Annotated in this window: 17 protein-coding genes; 7 read left to right on the top strand and 10 right to left on the bottom strand. The window is 50.9% G+C overall.

Annotation, left to right across the window (positions count from 1 at the left end; translation table 11 throughout):
• The first annotated feature begins 62 nt into the window (after positions 1–62).
• Positions 63–806 carry a TerC family protein gene (locus CWE21_RS08540; RefSeq protein ID WP_126834022.1) on the top strand — a complete coding sequence of 248 codons (744 nt, stop codon included), beginning with the start codon at positions 63–65 and terminating at the stop codon, positions 804–806.
• 36 nt (positions 807–842) lie between these two features.
• On the opposite strand, the gene CWE21_RS08535 is transcribed toward CWE21_RS08540, so the two are convergent.
• The 8 genes from CWE21_RS08535 to CWE21_RS08500 form a co-directional block, all read right to left on the bottom strand.
• The gene (locus CWE21_RS08535) at positions 843–1,643 is read right to left on the bottom strand and encodes a DUF481 domain-containing protein (RefSeq protein ID WP_241970258.1); all 801 of its coding nucleotides are present in this window, start codon (positions 1,641–1,643) and stop codon (positions 843–845) included.
• Between the two features lie 74 nt (positions 1,644–1,717).
• A complete protein-coding gene (fba, locus tag CWE21_RS08530; protein ID WP_126834021.1) occupies positions 1,718–2,782 on the bottom strand; it encodes a class II fructose-bisphosphate aldolase in 1,065 nt (354 codons plus the stop codon).
• 34 nt (positions 2,783–2,816) lie between these two features.
• Positions 2,817–4,001: a phosphoglycerate kinase gene (locus CWE21_RS08525; RefSeq protein ID WP_126834020.1), complete on the bottom strand. Its 1,185-nt coding sequence runs from the start codon at positions 3,999–4,001 to the stop codon at positions 2,817–2,819.
• A gap of 23 nt (positions 4,002–4,024) precedes the next feature.
• Positions 4,025–5,062 (bottom strand): erythrose-4-phosphate dehydrogenase, encoded by a 1,038-nt coding sequence (epd, locus tag CWE21_RS08520; RefSeq protein WP_126834019.1) that lies wholly within the window; start codon positions 5,060–5,062, stop codon positions 4,025–4,027.
• Positions 5,059–7,071 carry a transketolase gene (gene tkt / locus CWE21_RS08515; RefSeq protein ID WP_126834018.1) on the bottom strand — a complete coding sequence of 671 codons (2,013 nt, stop codon included), beginning with the start codon at positions 7,069–7,071 and terminating at the stop codon, positions 5,059–5,061. The genes epd and tkt overlap by 4 nt, the downstream gene beginning before the upstream one ends.
• A gap of 80 nt (positions 7,072–7,151) precedes the next feature.
• Positions 7,152–8,300, bottom strand: coding sequence for a methionine adenosyltransferase (gene metK / locus CWE21_RS08510; protein ID WP_126834017.1), 1,149 nt, complete (start codon positions 8,298–8,300; stop codon positions 7,152–7,154).
• 93 nt (positions 8,301–8,393) lie between these two features.
• Positions 8,394–9,449: an NAD(P)-dependent alcohol dehydrogenase gene (locus CWE21_RS08505; protein ID WP_126834016.1), complete on the bottom strand. Its 1,056-nt coding sequence runs from the start codon at positions 9,447–9,449 to the stop codon at positions 8,394–8,396.
• 13 nt (positions 9,450–9,462) lie between these two features.
• Positions 9,463–11,310 carry a M1 family metallopeptidase gene (locus tag CWE21_RS08500; RefSeq protein WP_126834015.1) on the bottom strand — a complete coding sequence of 616 codons (1,848 nt, stop codon included), beginning with the start codon at positions 11,308–11,310 and terminating at the stop codon, positions 9,463–9,465.
• A gap of 51 nt (positions 11,311–11,361) precedes the next feature.
• Here CWE21_RS08500 and CWE21_RS08495 point away from each other — a divergent pair, with 51 nt between their 5' ends.
• The 4 genes from CWE21_RS08495 to ruvX are packed head-to-tail and all read left to right on the top strand — an operon-like array spanning position 11,362 to position 14,108.
• Positions 11,362–12,138, top strand: a complete 777-nt coding sequence (locus tag CWE21_RS08495; protein WP_126834014.1) for a 16S rRNA (uracil(1498)-N(3))-methyltransferase — start codon at positions 11,362–11,364, stop codon at positions 12,136–12,138.
• Between the two features lie 20 nt (positions 12,139–12,158).
• On the top strand, positions 12,159–13,103 hold the full coding sequence (gshB, locus tag CWE21_RS08490) for a glutathione synthase (protein WP_126834013.1): 945 nt from the start codon (positions 12,159–12,161) through the stop codon (positions 13,101–13,103).
• Between the two features lie 31 nt (positions 13,104–13,134).
• Positions 13,135–13,701: a YqgE/AlgH family protein gene (locus tag CWE21_RS08485; protein WP_126834012.1), complete on the top strand. Its 567-nt coding sequence runs from the start codon at positions 13,135–13,137 to the stop codon at positions 13,699–13,701.
• A complete protein-coding gene (gene ruvX / locus CWE21_RS08480; RefSeq protein ID WP_126834011.1) occupies positions 13,698–14,108 on the top strand; it encodes a Holliday junction resolvase RuvX in 411 nt (136 codons plus the stop codon). Before CWE21_RS08485 ends, ruvX begins: the two co-directional genes overlap by 4 nt.
• Before the next feature lie 9 nt (positions 14,109–14,117).
• On the opposite strand, the gene CWE21_RS08475 is transcribed toward ruvX, so the two are convergent.
• Entirely contained in the window at positions 14,118–15,503 is a 1,386-nt protein-coding gene (locus CWE21_RS08475; protein WP_126834010.1) for a PhoH family protein, read from the bottom strand.
• Between the two features lie 157 nt (positions 15,504–15,660).
• On the opposite strand from CWE21_RS08475, the gene CWE21_RS08470 reads away from it, so the two are divergent.
• The gene (locus CWE21_RS08470) at positions 15,661–18,366 is read left to right on the top strand and encodes a helicase-related protein (protein ID WP_126834009.1); all 2,706 of its coding nucleotides are present in this window, start codon (positions 15,661–15,663) and stop codon (positions 18,364–18,366) included.
• Positions 18,363–19,019 carry a pseudouridine synthase gene (locus tag CWE21_RS08465; protein ID WP_126834008.1) on the top strand — a complete coding sequence of 219 codons (657 nt, stop codon included), beginning with the start codon at positions 18,363–18,365 and terminating at the stop codon, positions 19,017–19,019. The genes CWE21_RS08470 and CWE21_RS08465 overlap by 4 nt, the downstream gene beginning before the upstream one ends.
• Here CWE21_RS08465 and djlA read toward each other — a convergent pair.
• On the bottom strand, positions 18,991–19,797 hold the full coding sequence (gene djlA, locus CWE21_RS08460) for a co-chaperone DjlA (protein ID WP_126834007.1): 807 nt from the start codon (positions 19,795–19,797) through the stop codon (positions 18,991–18,993). The genes CWE21_RS08465 and djlA overlap by 29 nt on opposite strands.
• Positions 19,798–19,822 lie beyond the last annotated feature (25 nt).

The raw sequence follows: 19,822 nt of genomic DNA, 5'->3' as shown, positions 1-19,822 counted from the left end.
TGTTTTTGCGAAATAACCTGTTTATTGTAATTCAATCACACCACAATGTAAGAGAAAGCTAAATGTTTGAATGGATCTTTTTACCCGAAGCTTGGATTGCACTGGCTACGCTCACAGCCCTCGAGGTGGTCTTAGGCATTGATAATATTATCTTTATTTCGATTTTAGTCGGCCGCCTACCGGAACACCAGCGACAAAAAGCACGACAAATTGGTTTGCTACTGGCGATGGGGATGCGCATTGCCTTATTGCTCAGTATCGTTTGGGTCATGGGCCTTACGGAGCCCTTGTTTGAAGTGCTTGGTTACGCGTTTTCAGGCCGTGACTTAATTCTCTTCTTTGGTGGTTTATTCTTGCTCGGTAAGAGCACCCTTGAGATTCATCATAGCCTAGAGGGTGTAGAAGAAAGCAAAACAATCGGTAAAGCAGCTACCTTCGGTGCCATTATCACGCAGATTGCGGTCATTGATATCGTCTTCTCACTCGACTCGGTTATTACGGCGGTGGGTTTAGTGGATTATGTGGCGGTGATGATTATCGCAGTCGTTGTAGCGGTCTTGGTGATGATGCTGGCGGCGAAAGCGATTGGTGATTTTGTCGATCGCCATCCCACCATCAAAATGTTGGCCTTGAGCTTTCTTATCTTGATTGGTTTTACCCTGATGGGCGAAGGCTTAGGATTCCATGTACCGAAAGGCTACGTGTACTTTGCAATGGCGTTCTCGCTTATCGTCGAGCTACTCAACATTCGTGTGCGGAAGCGTAATAAGCCGGTTCATTTGAAAAAGCGGATTGCCGAGGACTAATCGGCAACCCGCTTAAGCTGTTCCGAGCGAGAGAAGTTAGAAGCTGTAGACGAGCGTCACAGCCGTTTCAGTATCAAGCTTCTCTTTGCTTGGGTCTTCTAGATAGGAGTTATGGTTGGCAGCGACCGAAAACTTCAGTGCGAGTGAGCTATTTACGTTTGCCGATACCGACAACTCACCACGCGACTTGGTATTTTCTTCACCAATTTCGGTTGATGCTAAGGCATTAAACTTCGAATTCTTTGTAATGTCCCACACCAAGTTACCAGCTAGACGCAAAATTGCGCTGCTTTCTTGCTCTTGCACAACACCGTTTACAATGGGTTTATTCACCGAGTAACCCGGACCGATCTCATAATCAGCGAACAAGGTCGGGCTATAACGATAGCGCGCGCCATAACCTACGGCGACAGTACCTTGGTATTCGTAACCACTAAATTTGTCTTTTTCATACGAGCCGAACACGAACAGCGATGAACGGCTATCAGGACTAAACTTATAGTTTGACTGCCCTGATACAAACAAACGATCGCCTGTGACGTAGGTGTCACCGGTATTCTGATCTTCTTGCTCCGAGCGGTAATAGTCGATCATGCCCTTGTGACGCCAATTTTCGTAGTCACGGGCTGCATTCAATTTGGTTTTGAAAGTTTCAGTTTTGGTATTACCTGAGGTGAAAAGTAAACCGAGCTCAGCAGAGGCATCCCAGTCTTTTTTCTCTTCCGTATTGAGGTCACTCGCATCATCGAACATAAAAATCGATGCTTGCGCGTAGGCACCTGGCGTGCTCAAACATGCTACTACGGCAATAGCCGGCAAAGTCTTTTTAAAATTCACAAACACCTCGTCTTTTTCACGATCCCACATTATCTGTAAGTATAACGTGGGATCGTAATGAAAAAGAACCCCGATTAGTTCACTTTAGCGTCCAATTCGCCCTTTTCGTAGCGTTTGAACATCTCTTCCAGAGAAATCGGCTTGATTTTGTGCGCTTGTCCAGCACAACCGAAGGCTTCGTAGCGCGCCTTACAAATGTCGAACATCGCATCTGTTGAAGCTTTCAAGAATTTACGTGGATCGAAATTACTGGTGTTTTGCGCTAAATGACGGCGCACCGCACCGGTTGACGCAAGACGCAAGTCAGTATCGATATTCACTTTACGAACACCATGCTTGATGCCTTCCGCAATTTGCTCGACCGGCACACCATAGGTTTCTGGAATCTCACCACCGAATTCATTGATCACTTTCAACCATTCTTGCGGTACTGAAGACGAACCATGCATAACCAAGTGAGTGGTCGGGATACGCTTATGAATTTCTTTGATGCGATCGATGGCTAAAATGTCACCTGTCGGTGGACGACTAAACTTGTATGCACCATGCGAGGTACCACAGGCAATCGCCAACGCATCAACGTTGGTTGCCTTAACAAACTGTGCCGCTTCTTCTGGATCGGTCAGCAATTGGTCGTGGCTGAGTTTACCTTCGGCGCCAACACCATCTTCTTCGCCAGCTTCACCGGTTTCTAGTGAGCCCAAAACACCCAACTCACCTTCAACCGACACACCACAAGCGTGCGCCATCGCAACGGCTGTTTGCGTTACTTGCACGTTGTAATCGTAATCAGCAGGCGTCTTACCGTCTTCTTTCAGCGAGCCGTCCATCATCACTGAGCTAAAGCCCAATTGAATTGAACGCTGACAAACTGCTGGTGAGGTACCGTGGTCTTGGTGCATTACCACCGGAATATGCGGCCACTCTTCGATGGCGGCTAAAATTAAGTGGCGTAGGAAAGGTGCGCCCGCATAGCTACGCGCACCCGCTGAAGCCTGCACGATCACAGGACTATCGGTCGCGTCCGCTGCTTCCATGATGGCGCGCATTTGCTCGAGGTTATTTACATTAAACGCAGGTACGCCGTAACCATTTTCGGCTGCGTGGTCGAGCAATTGGCGTAGTGAAATTAAGGCCATGATTTATCTCCTGATGATTGAATCGTAATGGTTTTTAACCATTCTCTGCGCGTTCTTCCAGAATCGCGACTGCAGGTAATTTTTTACCCTCTAAAAATTCTAAAAAGGCACCGCCGCCGGTTGAAATATAGCTAATTTTATCAGCGATACCGTACTTATCAATTGCCGCTAGGGTATCGCCGCCGCCAGCAATTGAGAATGCTGAGCTCGCAGCGATGGCCTCAGCAAGCGCCTTAGTGCCAGCACCAAACTGATCAAATTCAAACACGCCAACCGGGCCATTCCATACGATAGTACCGGCATTTTGCAGAATTTTTGCAAAAGCTGCAGCGGTTTCTGGACCAATATCGAAAATCATGTCGTCGGCAGCTACTTGGTCGACCGCTTTTGTTTCTGCTGTGGCCTCAGCGCTAAATTCTTTGCCAGTGACGACATCCGTCGGAACGGGAATATCTCCGCCTTTGGCTTGTGCTGCAGCGATAAGACGTTGCGCTTCATCCTGCAGGTCGGCCTCATAGAGTGACTTACCGACAGCATGACCGCTCGCGGCGATGAACGTATTGGCTATCCCGCCGCCAACAATCAACTGATCGACGACCCCTGACAACGATTCCAATACGGTCAATTTAGTCGATACTTTTGAACCACCGACAATTGCGACCAAAGGCCGTGCTGGATTGGCCAAAGCTTTGCCTAAGGCTTCAAGCTCAGCTGCCAATAATGGCCCCGCACATGCCACGTCGGCATATTTTGCTACCCCATGGGTAGACGCTTGCGCACGGTGTGCAGTACCAAACGCATCCATCACAAAGACGTCACATAAGGCTGCGAGCTTTTGTGCTAGAGCATCATCGTTTTTCTTTTCACCGACGTTGAAACGAACGTTTTCGAACACCAGCACTTCGCCTTTGGCGGCCGTAACGCCGTCAAGGTAGTCATTGCTGAGTTTTACCGGTACCGACAACGCTTCGTTTAGATAGTCAACGACTGGCTGTAGGGAAAACTGCGCGTCATAGACACCCTCTTCAGGACGTCCTAGATGCGACATGACCATGACTTTGGCACCCGCATCCAAGGCTTTTTGAATGGTCGGAATTGCCGCTTTTAAACGTGCATCTGAAGTAACCTTACCGTCTTTAACCGGTACGTTCAGATCTTCACGAATCAAAACGCGCAAATCGGTTAAATCGAGATCATCCATCGTGATGACTGAAGACATTCCTGCACCCTCTTACTAATTCGTTAAGTTGAAACTGCTTGTTTTGCGAGCATGACTTGTGCGGTATCCAACATACGGTTGGCAAAACCCCACTCGTTATCACACCAGCACAGAACTTTAATTAAATGCTTATCGGCGACACGGGTCTGCGTACCATCGACGATACTGGAACGCGGATCATGATTAAAATCGATCGATACCAAAGGTTCATCTATATAGCCAAGTATCGATGCCATACTGCCGCGCGCAGCTTGTGACAAGACACTATTGACGCGCTCAATACTCACCTCGTCACGCACGGTGACACTAAGGTCCATGGCCGTCACATTGGTGGTCGGCACCCGTACCTGAATGGCTTCAAACTTACCGGCAAAGTGCGGCATGATACGCTCAATTCCGCGCGCTAAACGCGTATCCACCGGAATAATCGAGCGCCCTGCGGCCCGCGCAAGGCGTGGGTCTTGGTGATAAGCATCGATGACTTGTTGATCGTGCATGGCGGCGTGAATTGTCGTGATTGCGCCGCTTTTGATGCCAAATGCGTCGTCCAAGACCTTGAGAACCGGGACACTACAGTTGGTCGTACACGAGCCATTCGAAACGATTTTGTGCGCGGCGGACAGCTGATCGCTATTGACGCCAAAAATTGCTGTGAAATCGACATCCGGGTCGCCTGGATGAGAAAACAACACGCGCTCAATACCGAGCTCATGATAATGCGCACCATCTTCACGCGAGCCATGTACACCCGTGCAATCCAAGACGATATCGACGTTCAGTTGGGTCCACTCCAAACAACTGATTTCCGACTCGGCTGATACCTTGATGCGATCATCGCCGACCTGCAATACATGGGCATCAGGCGTTGCCACGGGCTGCTGGAAGCGCCCGTGGCTGGTGTCGTACTTGAGCAAGTGGGCCATCGCCGACACCGGTGCCAGTTCGTTAATGGCGACAATCTGCAACTGCTCACGATAGCCGCGCTCGTAGAGAGCACGCAGGACATTGCGGCCAATGCGACCGAAACCATTGATAGCTATCCGCGCAGGAGCTTGTGTCATTCTGCGAGTAACTCCTCAGCTGTCGCGACAATATGTTCCGCAGTGAAGCCAAAGTGCTTAAACAGATCGCCAGCCGGCGCCGACTCGCCGAAGCTCGTCATGCCTACGATACGACCGTTCAAGCCAACATATTTAAACCAGTAGTCGGCAATCCCAGCTTCAACAGCAATGCGCTTGGTAACTGCTTTCGGCAATACACTCTCGCGGTACTCGCTGGACTGCGCGTCAAACACGTCAGTTGCCGGTAATGAGACAACCCGCACTTGTTTGCCTTGCGCTTGCAAGGTTTTCGCCGCAGCGACCGTGATACCCACTTCAGAGCCGGTCGCGATCAAAATAAGTTCTGGGGTTGCAGGGCTATCAAGCAGCACGTAACCACCGCGGGCAACATTTGCAAGTTGCTCCGCACTGCGAGGTTGCTGTGGTAGACCTTGGCGACTGAAGATCAGCGACGTCGGGCCATCTTTGCGCTCAAGCGCAGCTTTCCACGCAACGGCCGACTCGACTTGGTCACACGGGCGCCACGTACTCATGTTTGGCGTCATACGCAGACTGGCCAACTGCTCTACCGGTTGGTGAGTTGGACCGTCTTCACCCAAACCAATCGAATCGTGGGTGTAAACAAAAATGCTTTGCTGTTTCATCAGCGCGGCCATACGCACTGCATTGCGCGCGTACTCCATAAACATTAAGAAGGTCGCACCATAGGGTACCAAACCGCCGTGTAAGGCTATACCGTTCATAATGGCCGACATGCCGAACTCCCGCACCCCGTAATAAACGTAATTACCACTGGCGTCGTCGGCGGTGACGCCTTTAGCGCCGTCCCACAACGTTAGGTTGGAGCCCGCAAGGTCCGCAGAACCGCCGAGTAATTCAGGCAGTTTAGGGGCAAAAGCATTGATCGCATTTTGTGACGCTTTGCGGCTCGCGATATCGGCGGGCTCAGCTTGCAGCTTCTCGATATACGCTTGTGCATGCGCCGCAAAATCAGCAGGTAAGTCTCCTGCTAAGCGACGTTTTAGTTCTGCCGCCAGCTCTGGATGCGCTTGCGCATAGGCATCAAAGCGCTGGTTCCATTGGTTTTCTTGTGCGGCACCGCTGTCTTTAGCGGACCAAGCTTGATAAACATCGTCAGGCACTTCAAAGGCCGCATAGTTCCAGCCCAGTTGCTCGCGCGCCGCAGCAATTTCGTCGGCACCCAATGGTGCACCGTGGCAGCTTTCAGAGCCTTGCTTGTTTGGCGCACCAAAACCGATGATGGTTTTGCAAATAATCAGAGTCGGCTTTTCACTTTCGCTGCGCGCAGCCTGGATAGCTTTATCAATTGCTTCCGCGTCATGACCGTCAACGTCACGGATAACATGCCAGCCGTAAGCTTCGAAACGCTTGGCCGTGTCATCGGTAAACCAGCCTTCAACTTCACCATCAATCGAGATGCCGTTATCGTCATAAAAGGCAACTAGCTTGCCAAGACCAAGCGTGCCCGCCAACGAGCATACTTCATGTGAAATACCTTCCATCAAGCAGCCATCACCTAAGAAGGTGTAGGTGTAATGGTCGATGATGTCGTGGCTTGGGCGATTAAACTGTGCGGCAAGCACTTTTTCCGCTAAGGCCATCCCCACCGCATTTGAAATTCCTTGGCCTAAGGGGCCTGTCGTTGTTTCAACACCCGGCGCATAACCATATTCTGGGTGACCCGGCGTTTTTGAATGTAATTGGCGGAAATTCTTCAGCTCATCAATGGGCAAATCGTAACCGGTTAGGTGCAGCAGCGAATAGATCAGCATCGAACCATGGCCGTTTGATAAAACAAAACGGTCGCGGTCGGCCCAATTGGGGTTTGCAGGATTATGTTTCAGGTAGTCACGCCACAACACCTCGGCGATGTCGGCCATTCCCATCGGTGCACCAGGGTGCCCAGAGTTGGCTTGTTGCACGGCATCCATGCTCAGTGCACGAATAGCGTTGGCGAGATGCTTGCGTTCAGAAACTGCTGTCGTCATAACGAAAAACCCCAAATTGCTGCTTGAGAAAATGCTCACTAGGTGCGCGTATTCTCCACAATTCGGGGCTTCTAAGCAAATTAGATATCAGCGCGTAAGGCTTCAGCTTTGTCTGTTTTCTCCCACGGGAAGTCATCACGACCAAAGTGACCATAGGCTGCCGTCTGCTGATAAATCGGGCGTTCAAGGTCAAGCATTTGAATCAAGCCGTACGGGCGCAGATCAAAGTGCTTGCGTACTAAGGCAATTAATTGTTCTTCGCTGTAAGGGCTGGTGCCAAAGGTTTCGATGCTGATCGACGTTGGCTCAGCCACGCCAATTGCATAAGAAACTTGAATTTCACAACGCTCAGCAAGGCCCGCAGCCACGAGGTTCTTCGCCACATAACGCGCCGCATAAGCGGCACTGCGGTCGACTTTCGATGGATCTTTACCTGAGAAAGCGCCACCGCCGTGACGTGCCATGCCGCCATAGGTATCAACGATGATCTTACGTCCTGTTAGACCGCAATCGCCCATCGGTCCACCAATGACAAATTTGCCGGTTGGATTAATAAAGATACGCTCTTGCTTCGCTGGGAACCATTCTTCTGGCAGCACAGGTTTGATAATTGTTTCAATCACCGCTTCACGTAAATCAGCCTGACTAATCCCTTCCGCATGTTGCGTTGACAACACCACGGTATCAATTGCGACCGGTTTGCCATCTTCATAAACAAAGGTCAATTGGCTTTTCGCGTCGGGACGCAACCACGGCAAGGTGCCGTTTTTACGCACTTCAGCTTGGCGCTGCATCAGTCGGTGCGCATAAGTAATCGGGGCTGGCATCAGCACATCGGTTTCGTTAGAGGCGTAGCCAAACATCAAACCTTGGTCACCGGCCCCTTGCTCTTCTAACGAAGCGCGATCCACACCTTGATTAATATCCATCGATTGTTTGCCGATGGCATTCAATACTGCACACGAAGCACCGTCAAATCCCATATCGGAATGGGTGTAACCAATATCACGAACGGTATTGCGCGCCAGCTCTTCGATATCGACCCAAGCTTTGGTCGATACTTCACCACCAACGAGAACCATACCGGTTTTGACGTAGGTTTCGCAGGCGACGCGAGCGCGAGGATCTTGCGTAAGGATCGCATCGAGTACCGCATCTGAAATCTGATCGGCAATTTTATCTGGATGTCCCTCTGATACTGACTCAGAAGTAAAAAGGTGCTTCGCCATAGTGTTTTATCTCAACTTGTTTCAAGCCTAAAAAATTGGGCGTAGTTTATCGAAACCACGCCCAACTTTCCACATTTAGACGTCTAAAAGTCTTTATTTCTGTTTTAGCGTCGCCATATCAATTACAAAGCGATACTTCACGTCACTTTTCAGCATCCGTTCGTAGGCTTCATTGATGTCGTCCATGGCAATCATTTCAATATCGGAGGTGATGCCATGCTCGGCACAGAAGTCCAGCATTTCCTGGGTTTCAGCGATGCCACCAATCAATGAGCCCGCTAAGCTGCGACGCTTCGAAATCAAATTAAAGACGGCGGGTGATGGATGATGCTCAGCTGGAACGCCAACTAGGCACATTGTGCCATTGAGGCGCAACAGCGATAAATAAGCATCGAGGTCGTGCGGTGCAGCAACAGTGTTGAGGATGAAGTCGAGCTTGTTGGTCCACGCCTGCATTTGCTCTTCATCTTTTGAAATTACGACATGATCAGCACCTAAGCGCTTGCCGTCTTCGACCTTACCCGGTGAGGTGGTGAATAGCACTACTTCCGCACCCATGGCTGCGGCCAATTTCACTGCCATATGGCCAAGTCCGCCCAAACCAACGACACCGACTTTGTGGCCTTTGCTTACGCCCCAGTGGCGTAACGGTGAGTAAGTCGTAATACCGGCACACAACAACGGTGCTACCCCAGCTAACTCGAGTTCATCAGAAACCTTCAGAACAAAGCCTTCTTTAACGGTGATGCGGTTTGAATAACCACCAAAAGTGACGCCACCTAAGTGCTTGTCTTCACCGTTGTAGGTAGCGACAAAACCATTCTCACAGTATTGCTCGTGGCCTTCATCACAGCTGTGGCAATGGCCGCACGAATCAACCATACAGCCCACACCGACTGTATCACCGACCTTAAACTTTGCGACTTTGTCGCCAACACGGGTAACTTTGCCAACAATTTCGTGGCCTGGCACACATGGAAATACGGTGCCGCCCCACTCGTTGCGTGCTTGGTGTAAGTCAGAGTGACAAACACCACAGTAGGCAATTTCAATTTCTACATCTTCGGCCGTTGGGTCGCGACGTTCAAACTCAAAGTAATCAAGATCTTTATCGGCAGCTTGTGCTGCATAGCCTATAGCTTGTGGCATGTTGTACTCCTTATTACGGTTGCGGATAAAGCAAGGCTTCATTCACTGTTTGTGTCAGTGGGTGGTAGCCAGGCTTTGCCTGCTGGTAAATTTCTCGTGCCCATTTCAGGTTTTCTGGGCTCTTCGCCAATTCACGATAAAGCGGGCTGACCAGTTTATTACGACCGATCGTCAGCAAGTAGTTACGCAAACGATCCCGCGCTGGTTCATAGTCTTTTACAATCGACAATTTTAACCAAGCGTGAGCGATTTCAGCATTCTTACTCTGGGTCAGGTTGAACTGTTCGTCTAAGCGGCGCATGTTGACGCTAGAGATATCGAGCGGCAGGTTATTAATGAAATGCAACCACTCATGGGTCGTCCAGTCTTCGGTTTTAAGTTGACCGCCTTTGAGCCAACGTTGCATTTGCTTCTCTACTTCGGCAAAGGCATTCGAGGTAGGTTTTGGCGCATCTTCCGGTAGCCCTGGTTGGTGAATCCACTCGTTCACTTTATCCATCGATACTACGCCTGGATTTTTGGCTAACAAGTTACGTGCCAAATACTCTTTGAATTCAGCAGTCGAAATACTTTGGAAGGCAAAGTCGTCAAAATATTGACGCAAGAAGTTATCAAACGTCTCGCGACCAAATTTGTTCTCCAAATACACCAAGAACAACTGCCCTTTCACATAGGGAACTTGCGAGAACACATCATCCGGATGCCGTGTACCAAGCTCAATATTCAGCACAGTATCCTTAGGTGCTAAGCGCTCCATATTCTCGAGTAGGTCTTGATAGCCAAGCGCCAGTTCCATTTGCGCACGACGTTCGCCAAAGAGGGCTTCCATGATGCGGTTTTCAACGTAGCTAGTGAAACCTTCATTCAGCCACAAATCGCGCCAGCTGGCGTTGGTCACTAGGTTACCCGACCACGAGTGCGCCAGCTCGTGCGCAATCAAATTGATCAGCGTGCGGTCGCCGGAGACCACGGTCGGTGTAATGAACGACAAACGTGGGTTTTCCATGCCGCCAAATGGGAAGCTCGGCGGTAGTACCAGCAAGTCATAACGATCCCAGCGATAAGGACCATACATTTCTTCTGTCGCAGTGATCATCGCCGGGGTATCAGCCCACTCCCAGGCGGCATCATCAACGATGTAAGGTTCGGCAAATACCGCCACGTTGTCGCTGATTTCTTTTACCACCAGCTCACCAGCGGCGATGGCAATCAAATAAGGTGGAATCGGCTGTGGCATGCTAAACGAGTAATTGCCATCAAGTTCAGCATCGAGCTCGTTGTCAGCACTCATGACCGCAAGCATACCTACTGGCGTGCGCAAGGTTGCGTCATAAGTAAGCCGCAGTGCAGGTGTATCCTGAATAGGGATCCAGCTGCGCGCATGGATTGGCTGTGACTGACTGAACATGAATGGAAACTTGCCACTCTTGGTTTGCTCTGGTGTCAACCACTGCAGACCACTGGCGGTCGGTGCCGTGTGATAATGAATACGCACCTTATCGCTCTCTTCGCCGATACTAACAGTGAGCTCTTGGCCGAGGGTTTCGTGCGGTTCCGCTAGGGTAAATTGCGTTTCCTGCCAAGCGTTGTCCTGCCAAATCTCCGCTTTACTGATTGTCAGTTCGCGGGTGTCCATATGCACTTCTGTGGCATCACCGTGACGTACCAAGTCATACGTTGCGGTACCACGTAATTGCTTGGCTTCAAAGTCGACGGTTAAATCGAGCTCAAGATGTGGCGTTGCCACTTCCTGTAACTGAGCATAACTATGCGCGTCTTCCGCCAACGCGCTTTGCGTTGTGGCGGCGGCTACGAGTGTTGCCGCTAACGCCCATGGTTTTAGGTTGTACGTTGTCGCCATGTTGGGTTTCCTTCTGATAAGATGATGACGTTAGTTAATTAGGACCATGTTATGCGAGTACCGCGAATTTATCACCCTTTGCTTCAGCCTTTACCGGAAAATAGTGAACAACCCAGCTTAGCAGAGGGCCAAGTGTTCGCTTTAGACGACGAAGCCGCTAATCATGTCGGCCGCGTATTGCGTATGAGTGCGGGTCAAGCGCTGCAAGTCTTTACCGGTGACGGCTATGATTACAGTGCCGAGATTGTTAGTGCCAGTAAAAAGAACGTAGAAGTCCGTATCACTGGTATCCAGCTTAATAACAGCGAATCACCAGTTAAGATTCACTTAGGGCAAGGCATCTCGCGCGGCGACCGTATGGACTTTGTACTGCAAAAATCCGTAGAGCTTGGGGTGCATAGTATAACGCCACTATTTACCGAGCGCTGTGGCGTCAAACTTAGTGGTGAACGGCTCGAGAAGAAGCGTCTGCAATGGCAGAAAATCGTGGTCAGCGCGTGTGAACAAAGCGGCCGCGCTTTCGTACCTGAAGTACAGATGCCGGTTACGTTGCCGCAATGGTTGGCGAATTTACCTCCAGCTTTGCGCCTCACGCTCGACCCGCAGGCCACGAAAGCGTTGCGTGAGCAGCAGGTCATCAATCAGCAAATTCAATTGCTGGTGGGCCCAGAAGGTGGGTTAACAGACACAGAAGTTGCCGCGGCGGCAACTGCCGATTTTCAACCCGTGCAACTTGGCCCACGCGTTTTACGAACAGAAACAGCAGCACTCACCGCGTTATCAGTAGTGCAATATCAATTCGGCGATCTCGCCGGCAGTGGCAATTAATTTAAGCAGGAGTTCGAGCCATGAAGTTAGCAATGATTATGGATCCAATCGCTACCGTAAAAACCTACAAGGATACGAGCTTCCGCTTGCTACTCGAAGCCCAAGCGCGTGGCTATGAGTGTCATTATTTAGAAATGCACGACCTGTCCTTGGTGCAAGGCAAGCCAATGGCACGGAGTCGTCCGGTCAAAGTTGTCGACCAAAAAGAAAACTTCTATCAGTTGGGCGACAGCGTTGAACAGCCGCTCGCGGATTTCGATGTGGTCATGATGCGTAAAGACCCACCTTTTGATACCGAGTATGTCTACGCCACCTATATGCTCGAACTTGCCGAACAAGCGGGGGCGCTGGTCGTCAACAAACCACAGAGTTTGCGCGACTGTAACGAAAAGCTCTTTACCGCTTGGTTTGCTGATTTAACACCGCCGACGATTGTCACCCGCCGTGCCGAGCAGATTCGTGCGTTTCACCAAGAGCACCAGGATATTATTTTGAAGCCCCTTGATGGTATGGGTGGCGCATCGATTTTCCGCGTTGGGCCCGATGGCAATAACCTGGGCGTTATTATTGAAACACTCACTGATCATGGCGCACGATACGCGATGATCCAACGCTACATGCCGGAAATTAAAGACGGTGACAAACGTATTTTAATCATCGACGGCGAACCGATGCCCTACTCTCTGGCTCGCGTACCATCGGCAGGTGAAACCCGGGGTAACCTAGCTGCGGGCGGTAGTGGCCGTCCACAGCCATTGAGTGATAGTGACTGGGAACTCGCACGACGGGTTGGGCCGGAACTGAAGCGCCGCGGCTTATTGTTAGTGGGGCTTGATGTGATTGGCGATCGTATTACCGAGATAAATGTGACGAGCCCTACTTGTATGCGCGAGATTGAGGCCGCATATGATATCAATATCGCTGGGCAGCTTTTTGCCGCTATTGAAGCGCGCATCAATGCATAAAGCATAACAGCGCAAAAGGGCTACGAGGTTTATGGAAGCACTCACAAATTTACAGAATCATTTTCTAATCGCCATGCCCGATATGGAAGACCCGTTTTTCCATCGGTCCGTGACCTATATCTGTGAACATAACGCAGAAGGAGCCATGGGCCTCGTGATCAATCAACCGATTGAGTTGAATGTGGCGAAGGTTCTGGAGCAGCTGGAAATTGTTGTACCGGAGCAGTCGAGCATGTTTGATAAGCCGGTATTCGCTGGAGGCCCGTTAGCGCGGGACCGCGGTTTTGTATTGCACGGCGTGAGTAATGATTGGAATAGCTCGGCGCATATCAGCGACGACATCATGATCACGACTTCGAAGGATATTCTTGAGGCCATGGGGCGTGACCAGGCGCCGGAAAACTTTATTCTGACGTTAGGCTATGCTGGTTGGGAAGCGGGACAGCTCGAGCGTGAACTCGCGGAAAATAGTTGGCTAACCATTCCTGCAGATCCCGACATTCTTTTTCATACGCCAAGTAACGAAAGATGGCAGCGGGCTACCGAGAAGCTCGGCTTCCATGCTTGGCAACTGGGCCCAGGTGCGGGACACGCATGAGCCAACTCCTCGGTTTTGATTTTGGTACCCATAATATTGGCGTCGCTGTCGGGCAAACCATTACCGGCACAGCGTCGCCTTTACCGGCGCTGAAAGCCAAAGATGGCCAACCCGACTGGCACAAAGTTGAGAAAATCATTGCCGAATGGCAACCCAAGTTACTCGTCGTTGGACTGCCACTTAATATGGACGGAAGTGAGCAGCCACTTACCGATTTGGCGAGAAAATTCGCAAACCGCTTGCATGGCCGCTTTGGTTTGCCAGTCGAATTACAAGACGAGCGTTTGACCACAGTCGCAGCCAAAGAAGAGTTATTTGCTCGCGGCGGTTACCGCGAGCTAAGTAAAGATAAGATTGATAGCGCTGCTGCGCAGTTAATTCTCGAAGACTATCTTTCGCACTTATAAACAGTCACGTTAGAGATTCTCTTCGGCATACTGCGCCAAGTTACTGCGCACTACTCCGTTTAAGTTCACCGTAGCGCTCCCCGGATAGTCTTTAAAGCGTTCAACGATATAGGTTAAACCCGAGGTAACCGCGGTCAAATAGTAACTATCAATTTGCGCTAAGTTACCCGAACAAATGATCTTGGTGCCCGTACCGCAGCGGGTAATAATGGTCTTCAATTGCGACGCGGTTAAATTTTGCGACTCATCGAGCAGTACGATGGCATTCTGGATGCTTCGACCGCGCATAAAGTTTAGTGACTTAAACTGAATGTTGGCTTTATTCATGATGTAGTTGAGGCTGGAATCCATACTCTCATCATGCTTATGTAAAACCTCTAAAGAGTCAGTGATCGCCGCTAACCAAGGCGCCATTTTTTCCTCTTCGGTGCCGGGTAAGTAACCAATAGATTCAGCAATCTCAGGCGTATTACGGGTGACGATGATTTTCTCGTAAATACCCTGCTCAATCACAAGTTCAAGCGCCGAAGCAAGCGCCAATAGCGTCTTACCACTACCGGCAGGACCAGTGAGGATCACTAGGTCGATACTTGGATCAAGTAACGCATTCATGGCCATAGCTTGATAAATATTCTTGGGATGAATGCCCCAAGCGTGATAGCTCATCATGCGCTCAAAACCTAAATCATGTAGGCGCACATGTTCTTTATCATAGCCGACGACCTTAGCAGCGAAATGTTCTGTCTCGTCGATCAAATATTGGTTGCGAAACACCGTGGGTAGGACCTCACGTTCCACCTCATGGAAAGTCTCGCGGCCTTCTTGCACGCTGGTTACCTCGCCAACGTTCTGCCAGAAGTCGCCCTCGAGCTCGACAAAGCCCTTCGACAGGAAGCGAATGTCGTCAATGAGCTGGTCAGTACGGTAATCCTCAACATACTTAATACCCGCACCTTTGGCCTTGAGGCGCATGTTGATGTCTTTGGTCACCAATACCACTTTCGTGCCGCTGTGCTTTTTCTGCAGCTCAAGCGCTGCCTGAATAATACGATGATCGTTCTCAGATAAGTTGAGCACCGAATCGGTTTGCTTCAATTGGTAATCTGGGAAAATCGCTAACGTTCCTTCGGCATGATGCGCGCCTTGCATACGACTTAACGGCACACCGGCCAATATTTCTTCCGGACTTGCATCTTTCAGAGCGTCTTCGAGAGATCGAATGGCAACGCGTGCTTCGCGACTTACATCTTTGTGACGGTCTTTAATATTGTCGAGCTCTTCCAGCACGACCATGGGGATGACGACGTTATGTTCTTCAAAGTTCAGGAAAGCGAGGGGTTCGTGGAGTAAAATGTTGGTGTCTAACAGATAGTATTTGGGCGTCGTTTCTGTCATGCGCAACCTCAAGCAGCAGGAATGTTTAGTTATAATATTTGCGTGCCTAGCAACTTTAAGACTAGCGCAGTTTTCATGAAAATGGTGTGAACATTGAAAAAAATTTCGCTACCATGTGCGCCCTTTTTGTAAGTGGTCGTTAGAAGAGGTAATTTGCATGACTCAAAGCACGGTACAAGACCCTGCACAAGCGTTTGTCGCTGGCCAACGTTGGCTAAGTGAGACTGAACTCGAGCAAGGGCTCGGCCTGATCACGCAGGTGAACGGCCGCATGTTGACTGTGCTATTCCCCGCCACCGGCGAGCTGCGTCATTATGCCTCGCAACAAGCGCCCTTGGCGCGTTATCAATTACTACCTGATGATCGTGGACAACATGCGGAAGGTTGGTGGTTTCGCGTCACCGAAGTTGAGGTAAAGAACCATATCCTCACTTATCATGGCCTCCGCGAAGACACCGATGAAAGCGTCAGCTTGCCAGAGGCCCAATTGGCCGCGCAAGTTGCAACCCAGCATCCACTCACGCGAATCTTGGCCGGTAAAGCTGACCGCCTTGATATGTATCGGTTGCGCCAGCAAGCACAACAGCACCTACAGCGCTGGCAGCAAAGCAAAGTGACGGGCTTACTCGGAGCCCGCGCACAGTTGCTCCCGCATCAACTCTATATTGCCTATACGGTCGCCGATCGCTTCCAACCACGTGTGCTGCTAGCCGACGAAGTCGGCTTAGGTAAAACCATTGAAGCCGGTATGATCTTGCAACGCCGCCTGCTAACCGGGCGCAGCCAGCGTGCCCTTATCATTGTGCCAGACAGCCTCTGCCACCAGTGGTTAGTCGAGTTGAAACGTCGCTTTGCTCTGAGCTTCAGCCTATTTGACGCTGAACGCTGCGAGGCGCTGCGCGGTGAACATGAGAATGTGTTTGCCGCTGAGCAACTTATCCTGATACCGCAAAGCATGCTCGAGACGAGCGAATGGCTGGAGCAACTGACCACTGCAGACTTCGACCTACTGATTGCCGATGAAGCGCACCGCCTTGAGCCGGATTCTGAGCATTTTGATGCCTTGCAACAGCTCACCCAAGCGATTAGCAGTGTATTGTTACTTACTGCGACGCCTGAACAGGCTGGTATGCAGGCTCACTTTGCCCGATTACAATTGCTCGACCCCGATCGCTTTCACGATTTTTCCGCATTCCTTGCGGAACAAGAAAGTTATCAAGCGTTAACGCCCATGGCGGAGGTGCTTGCGAAACATGGCGCCGAAAAACTTCTTGACCGTCTGCTCGATTACTACGGTACAGGGCGTCTCATGTTCCGTAACAGTCGCGCCCACATCGGCGGCTTTCCAGAGCGCCACTTGCACACCTATGAACTCACTGAACTTGAGCTCGAAGGTGCAAGTGCTTTTGTGGGCAAGGCGCAATGGCTACAGCAACTGCTTAAACAGCACAAAAACGAAAAGATTGTTTTGATTTGCGGTTCGTCGCTGACGGTGCAGGAGCTCTACGACTATCTACGCATCGAGCATGGCATTCATGCGGCGGTCTTCCACGAAGGAATGTCGCTGGTTGAACGCGATCGCGCGGCGGAGTTTTTTGCCAGCCCAGAAGACGGCTGCCCGATTTTATTGTGTTCCGAAATTGGTAGCGAAGGCCGTAACTTTCAGTTTGCACAGCATTTAGTCCTGTTTGATTTGCCGCAGCACCCCGACCTATTGGAGCAACGCATTGGCCGTTTGGACCGTATTGGCCAACGCGGTGCGGTACAGATCCACGTGCCGGTTCTTTTGGGTTCACGCGATGACATTTTACTGCAATGGTATGAAGCGATGGACGCCTTCGCCCAACCAAATGCAGTTGGTGCGCTGGTGCACCAAGCCTTCGCCGCGCAATTGACCGACTTTTTGACGGCTGTTGCCAATGACGAACCGTACGATGACACGGCTTTCGAAGCCTTGTTAAGTGCTACCACTGAGCGCGCTGCTGAGTTGCGTGAAAAAATTCGTAACGGCCGTGACAAACTGCAAGAACTCAATGCTTTCCGGCCGCAACAGGCCCAAGCCATTGTCGCTGAAGTTGCTGCCAGTGAACGCAGTGATGAACTGGCGAATTTCATGCAAGAGTTTTGGGCACGCTTCGGTGTTGATTATGACGCTTTAAATGAAGAAAGCGGTTGGCTGCGCCCAACCGAACACATGCGAGTGACCCTGCCTGGACTGCCAGATGAAGGGATGACGGTCACCTTTTCGCGCGACTATGCTTTGGCCCATGAGCCTGTTGAGTTTCTCACTTGGGACCACCCGCAAGTACAACATGCGTTGGAATTGTTGACGCGCGATAGTTACGGCTCGACCTGTGTCGCCTTAATGCAAAATCGCGCGTTGCCAGCCGGCGCATGGTTTGTTGAATTGAACTTTAGCAGCCAACTGACGACCGCTCCGGCACTGGTCGCACATGAATTTTATCCGCAACAAAACTTGCGGGTCCTGCTGGACAGTCAAGGGCGCGACCTTACCACAAGAGTGGCTGCAAGCGCCCTCGATCAGCAGTTGCAGTTCGTCGACAAAAAACAAGCGCGGCAGCTCATGCAACAGTTACGCCAAGCCCTGCAGCAGCATATTAAAGCCGCATGGCAACCCGCCGAGACGCAGCAGCAACAGCGCTTGCAACAGGCACAAGCTGAACTCGAAAACTATATGGCACAAGCCAAGCAGCGCCTCAACCAACTCAAACAGCGCAATCCAGCGGTACGGCAAGCGGAGATTGATGGCGTCGAGCAGCGCCATGAGCAACTCACACAGGCACTTAAGCAGCCGTTGTTACAGCTCGACAGTGTGCGCGTCATGGTAAACTTACCGACATGACATTGCTCCATTACGCCCCGCCAACCACCCCCTATTTGACCTTAGTGCATCAGGACGATGCTTTGGTGGTGGTGAACAAACCTGCGGGCCTACTCAGTGTGCCGGGTAAAGATCCCGCGCACCGCGATTCCGTCTCAGCGCGCGTCACCCGAGTGTTTCCCGAGGCGCGCATCGTGCACCGCCTCGATATGGCGACCTCTGGGTTGATTGTATTTGCCTTAGGAAAAACGGCACAGGCGCATTTGCAGCGACAATTTGAACGTCGCCAAGTGCGTAAGTATTACCGTGCGCGCGTCGCTGGAGAACTGCCGGCAGACGCTGGCAGCATTGAGCTGGCGATGCGCTGCGATTGGCCGAACCGGCCACGGCAAATGTTAGATCTGGTAGCAGGTCGTCACGCGCAAACGCGCTACAAAGTCGTGCGTTATGCCGAGGGAGTCAGTGAGGTGTTGCTGTTTCCCGTTACTGGGCGCTCGCATCAGTTGCGCGTGCATATGCAGGCTCTGGGGACGCCGATTCTCGGCGATAAGTTTTACGCTGACGCTGCCGCCTATGCCGCAGCGCCACGCTTATTACTACATGCTGAAGAGATTGGTTTTTTACACCCGCAAACCGAGCAGCCGATTAATTTCCATTGCCCTGCTGACTTTTAATAAGTTCGTAAGCTGCTTGAATTTCTTGTGCTTTTTCTTGGGCAGACTCGCGCATCTCAGGCGGTAAACCTTGCGCGGCGAGTTTATCTGGATGGTGTTTCGCCATGAGTTTACGATAGGCTTTCTTCACCTCCGCAAAGCTTGCTTGTCGCGTGACCCCAAGAATGGCATAAGCATCATCTAGGCGTTCGCTAGGGCTTTGCGTTGCACTACCTTGGTAGCCACCGCCGCCTTGCCCGCCACGAAATCGCTGCCCCGCTTGCGCCATTTGCAGCCACATATCCAATTGTGCACGGCGAAAACCAAGCGCTTGGGTGACACGCAAGAGCACGTCATATTCCGCTTGTTCAAGTTTGCCATCGTGCAGCGCAACAACCAGAATTTGCTCAATGAAAATTTGCAGGAGGTCTTTGCGCCAACCCACCTGACGACGGAATTCCGAAACTTTGCTGACAAGTGGATAGTCAGCGTTCTTCCCCTCACGAAATGCTGCCTGCGCTTGCGACTTGGCTGATTCATCCAATTTTAGGTGCTGCATGAGAGCCGAAACATAATTGATATCTTGCTCGGTAACACGCCCCTTGGATTTCGCCAAGTGGCCCAGCACCGCAAATAAAGTATCAATAAACGACTTTTGCATCGCGGCGCCGCCACCTTGACGCATGTTCTGCTCGAGCGCTTTATCGAACCAATGACCAATCAAAACGCCTAAGAAAATTCCTGGCCAGCGCAGCAACATAAAACCAAAAAAGCCACCCAGCACTTTACCCCAAATCATGTCTACTCCTTATTAAAAACATGCT

The organism is Pseudidiomarina aquimaris, assembly GCF_003987395.1.
Classification (GTDB): Bacteria; Pseudomonadota; Gammaproteobacteria; order Enterobacterales; family Alteromonadaceae; genus Pseudidiomarina; species Pseudidiomarina aquimaris.
This window is presented reverse-complemented; position numbering and strand designations above follow the sequence as displayed.

Coding starts and splice junctions, on each gene's coding strand:
- CWE21_RS08540 (WP_126834022.1), top strand. CDS start 63: ATGTTTGAATGGATCTTTTTACCCGAAGCTTGGATTGCACTGGCTACG.
- fba (WP_126834021.1), bottom strand. CDS start 2,782: ATGGCCTTAATTTCACTACGCCAATTGCTCGACCACGCAGCCGAAAAT.
- CWE21_RS08525 (WP_126834020.1), bottom strand. CDS start 4,001: ATGTCTTCAGTCATCACGATGGATGATCTCGATTTAACCGATTTGCGC.
- epd (WP_126834019.1), bottom strand. CDS start 5,062: ATGACACAAGCTCCTGCGCGGATAGCTATCAATGGTTTCGGTCGCATT.
- tkt (WP_126834018.1), bottom strand. CDS start 7,071: ATGACGACAGCAGTTTCTGAACGCAAGCATCTCGCCAACGCTATTCGT.
- metK (WP_126834017.1), bottom strand. CDS start 8,300: ATGGCGAAGCACCTTTTTACTTCTGAGTCAGTATCAGAGGGACATCCA.
- CWE21_RS08505 (WP_126834016.1), bottom strand. CDS start 9,449: ATGCCACAAGCTATAGGCTATGCAGCACAAGCTGCCGATAAAGATCTT.
- CWE21_RS08500 (WP_126834015.1), bottom strand. CDS start 11,310: ATGGCGACAACGTACAACCTAAAACCATGGGCGTTAGCGGCAACACTC.
- CWE21_RS08495 (WP_126834014.1), top strand. CDS start 11,362: ATGCGAGTACCGCGAATTTATCACCCTTTGCTTCAGCCTTTACCGGAA.
- gshB (WP_126834013.1), top strand. CDS start 12,159: ATGAAGTTAGCAATGATTATGGATCCAATCGCTACCGTAAAAACCTAC.
- CWE21_RS08485 (WP_126834012.1), top strand. CDS start 13,135: ATGGAAGCACTCACAAATTTACAGAATCATTTTCTAATCGCCATGCCC.
- ruvX (WP_126834011.1), top strand. CDS start 13,698: ATGAGCCAACTCCTCGGTTTTGATTTTGGTACCCATAATATTGGCGTC.
- CWE21_RS08475 (WP_126834010.1), bottom strand. CDS start 15,503: ATGACAGAAACGACGCCCAAATACTATCTGTTAGACACCAACATTTTA.
- CWE21_RS08470 (WP_126834009.1), top strand. CDS start 15,661: ATGACTCAAAGCACGGTACAAGACCCTGCACAAGCGTTTGTCGCTGGC.
- CWE21_RS08465 (WP_126834008.1), top strand. CDS start 18,363: ATGACATTGCTCCATTACGCCCCGCCAACCACCCCCTATTTGACCTTA.
- djlA (WP_126834007.1), bottom strand. CDS start 19,797: ATGATTTGGGGTAAAGTGCTGGGTGGCTTTTTTGGTTTTATGTTGCTG.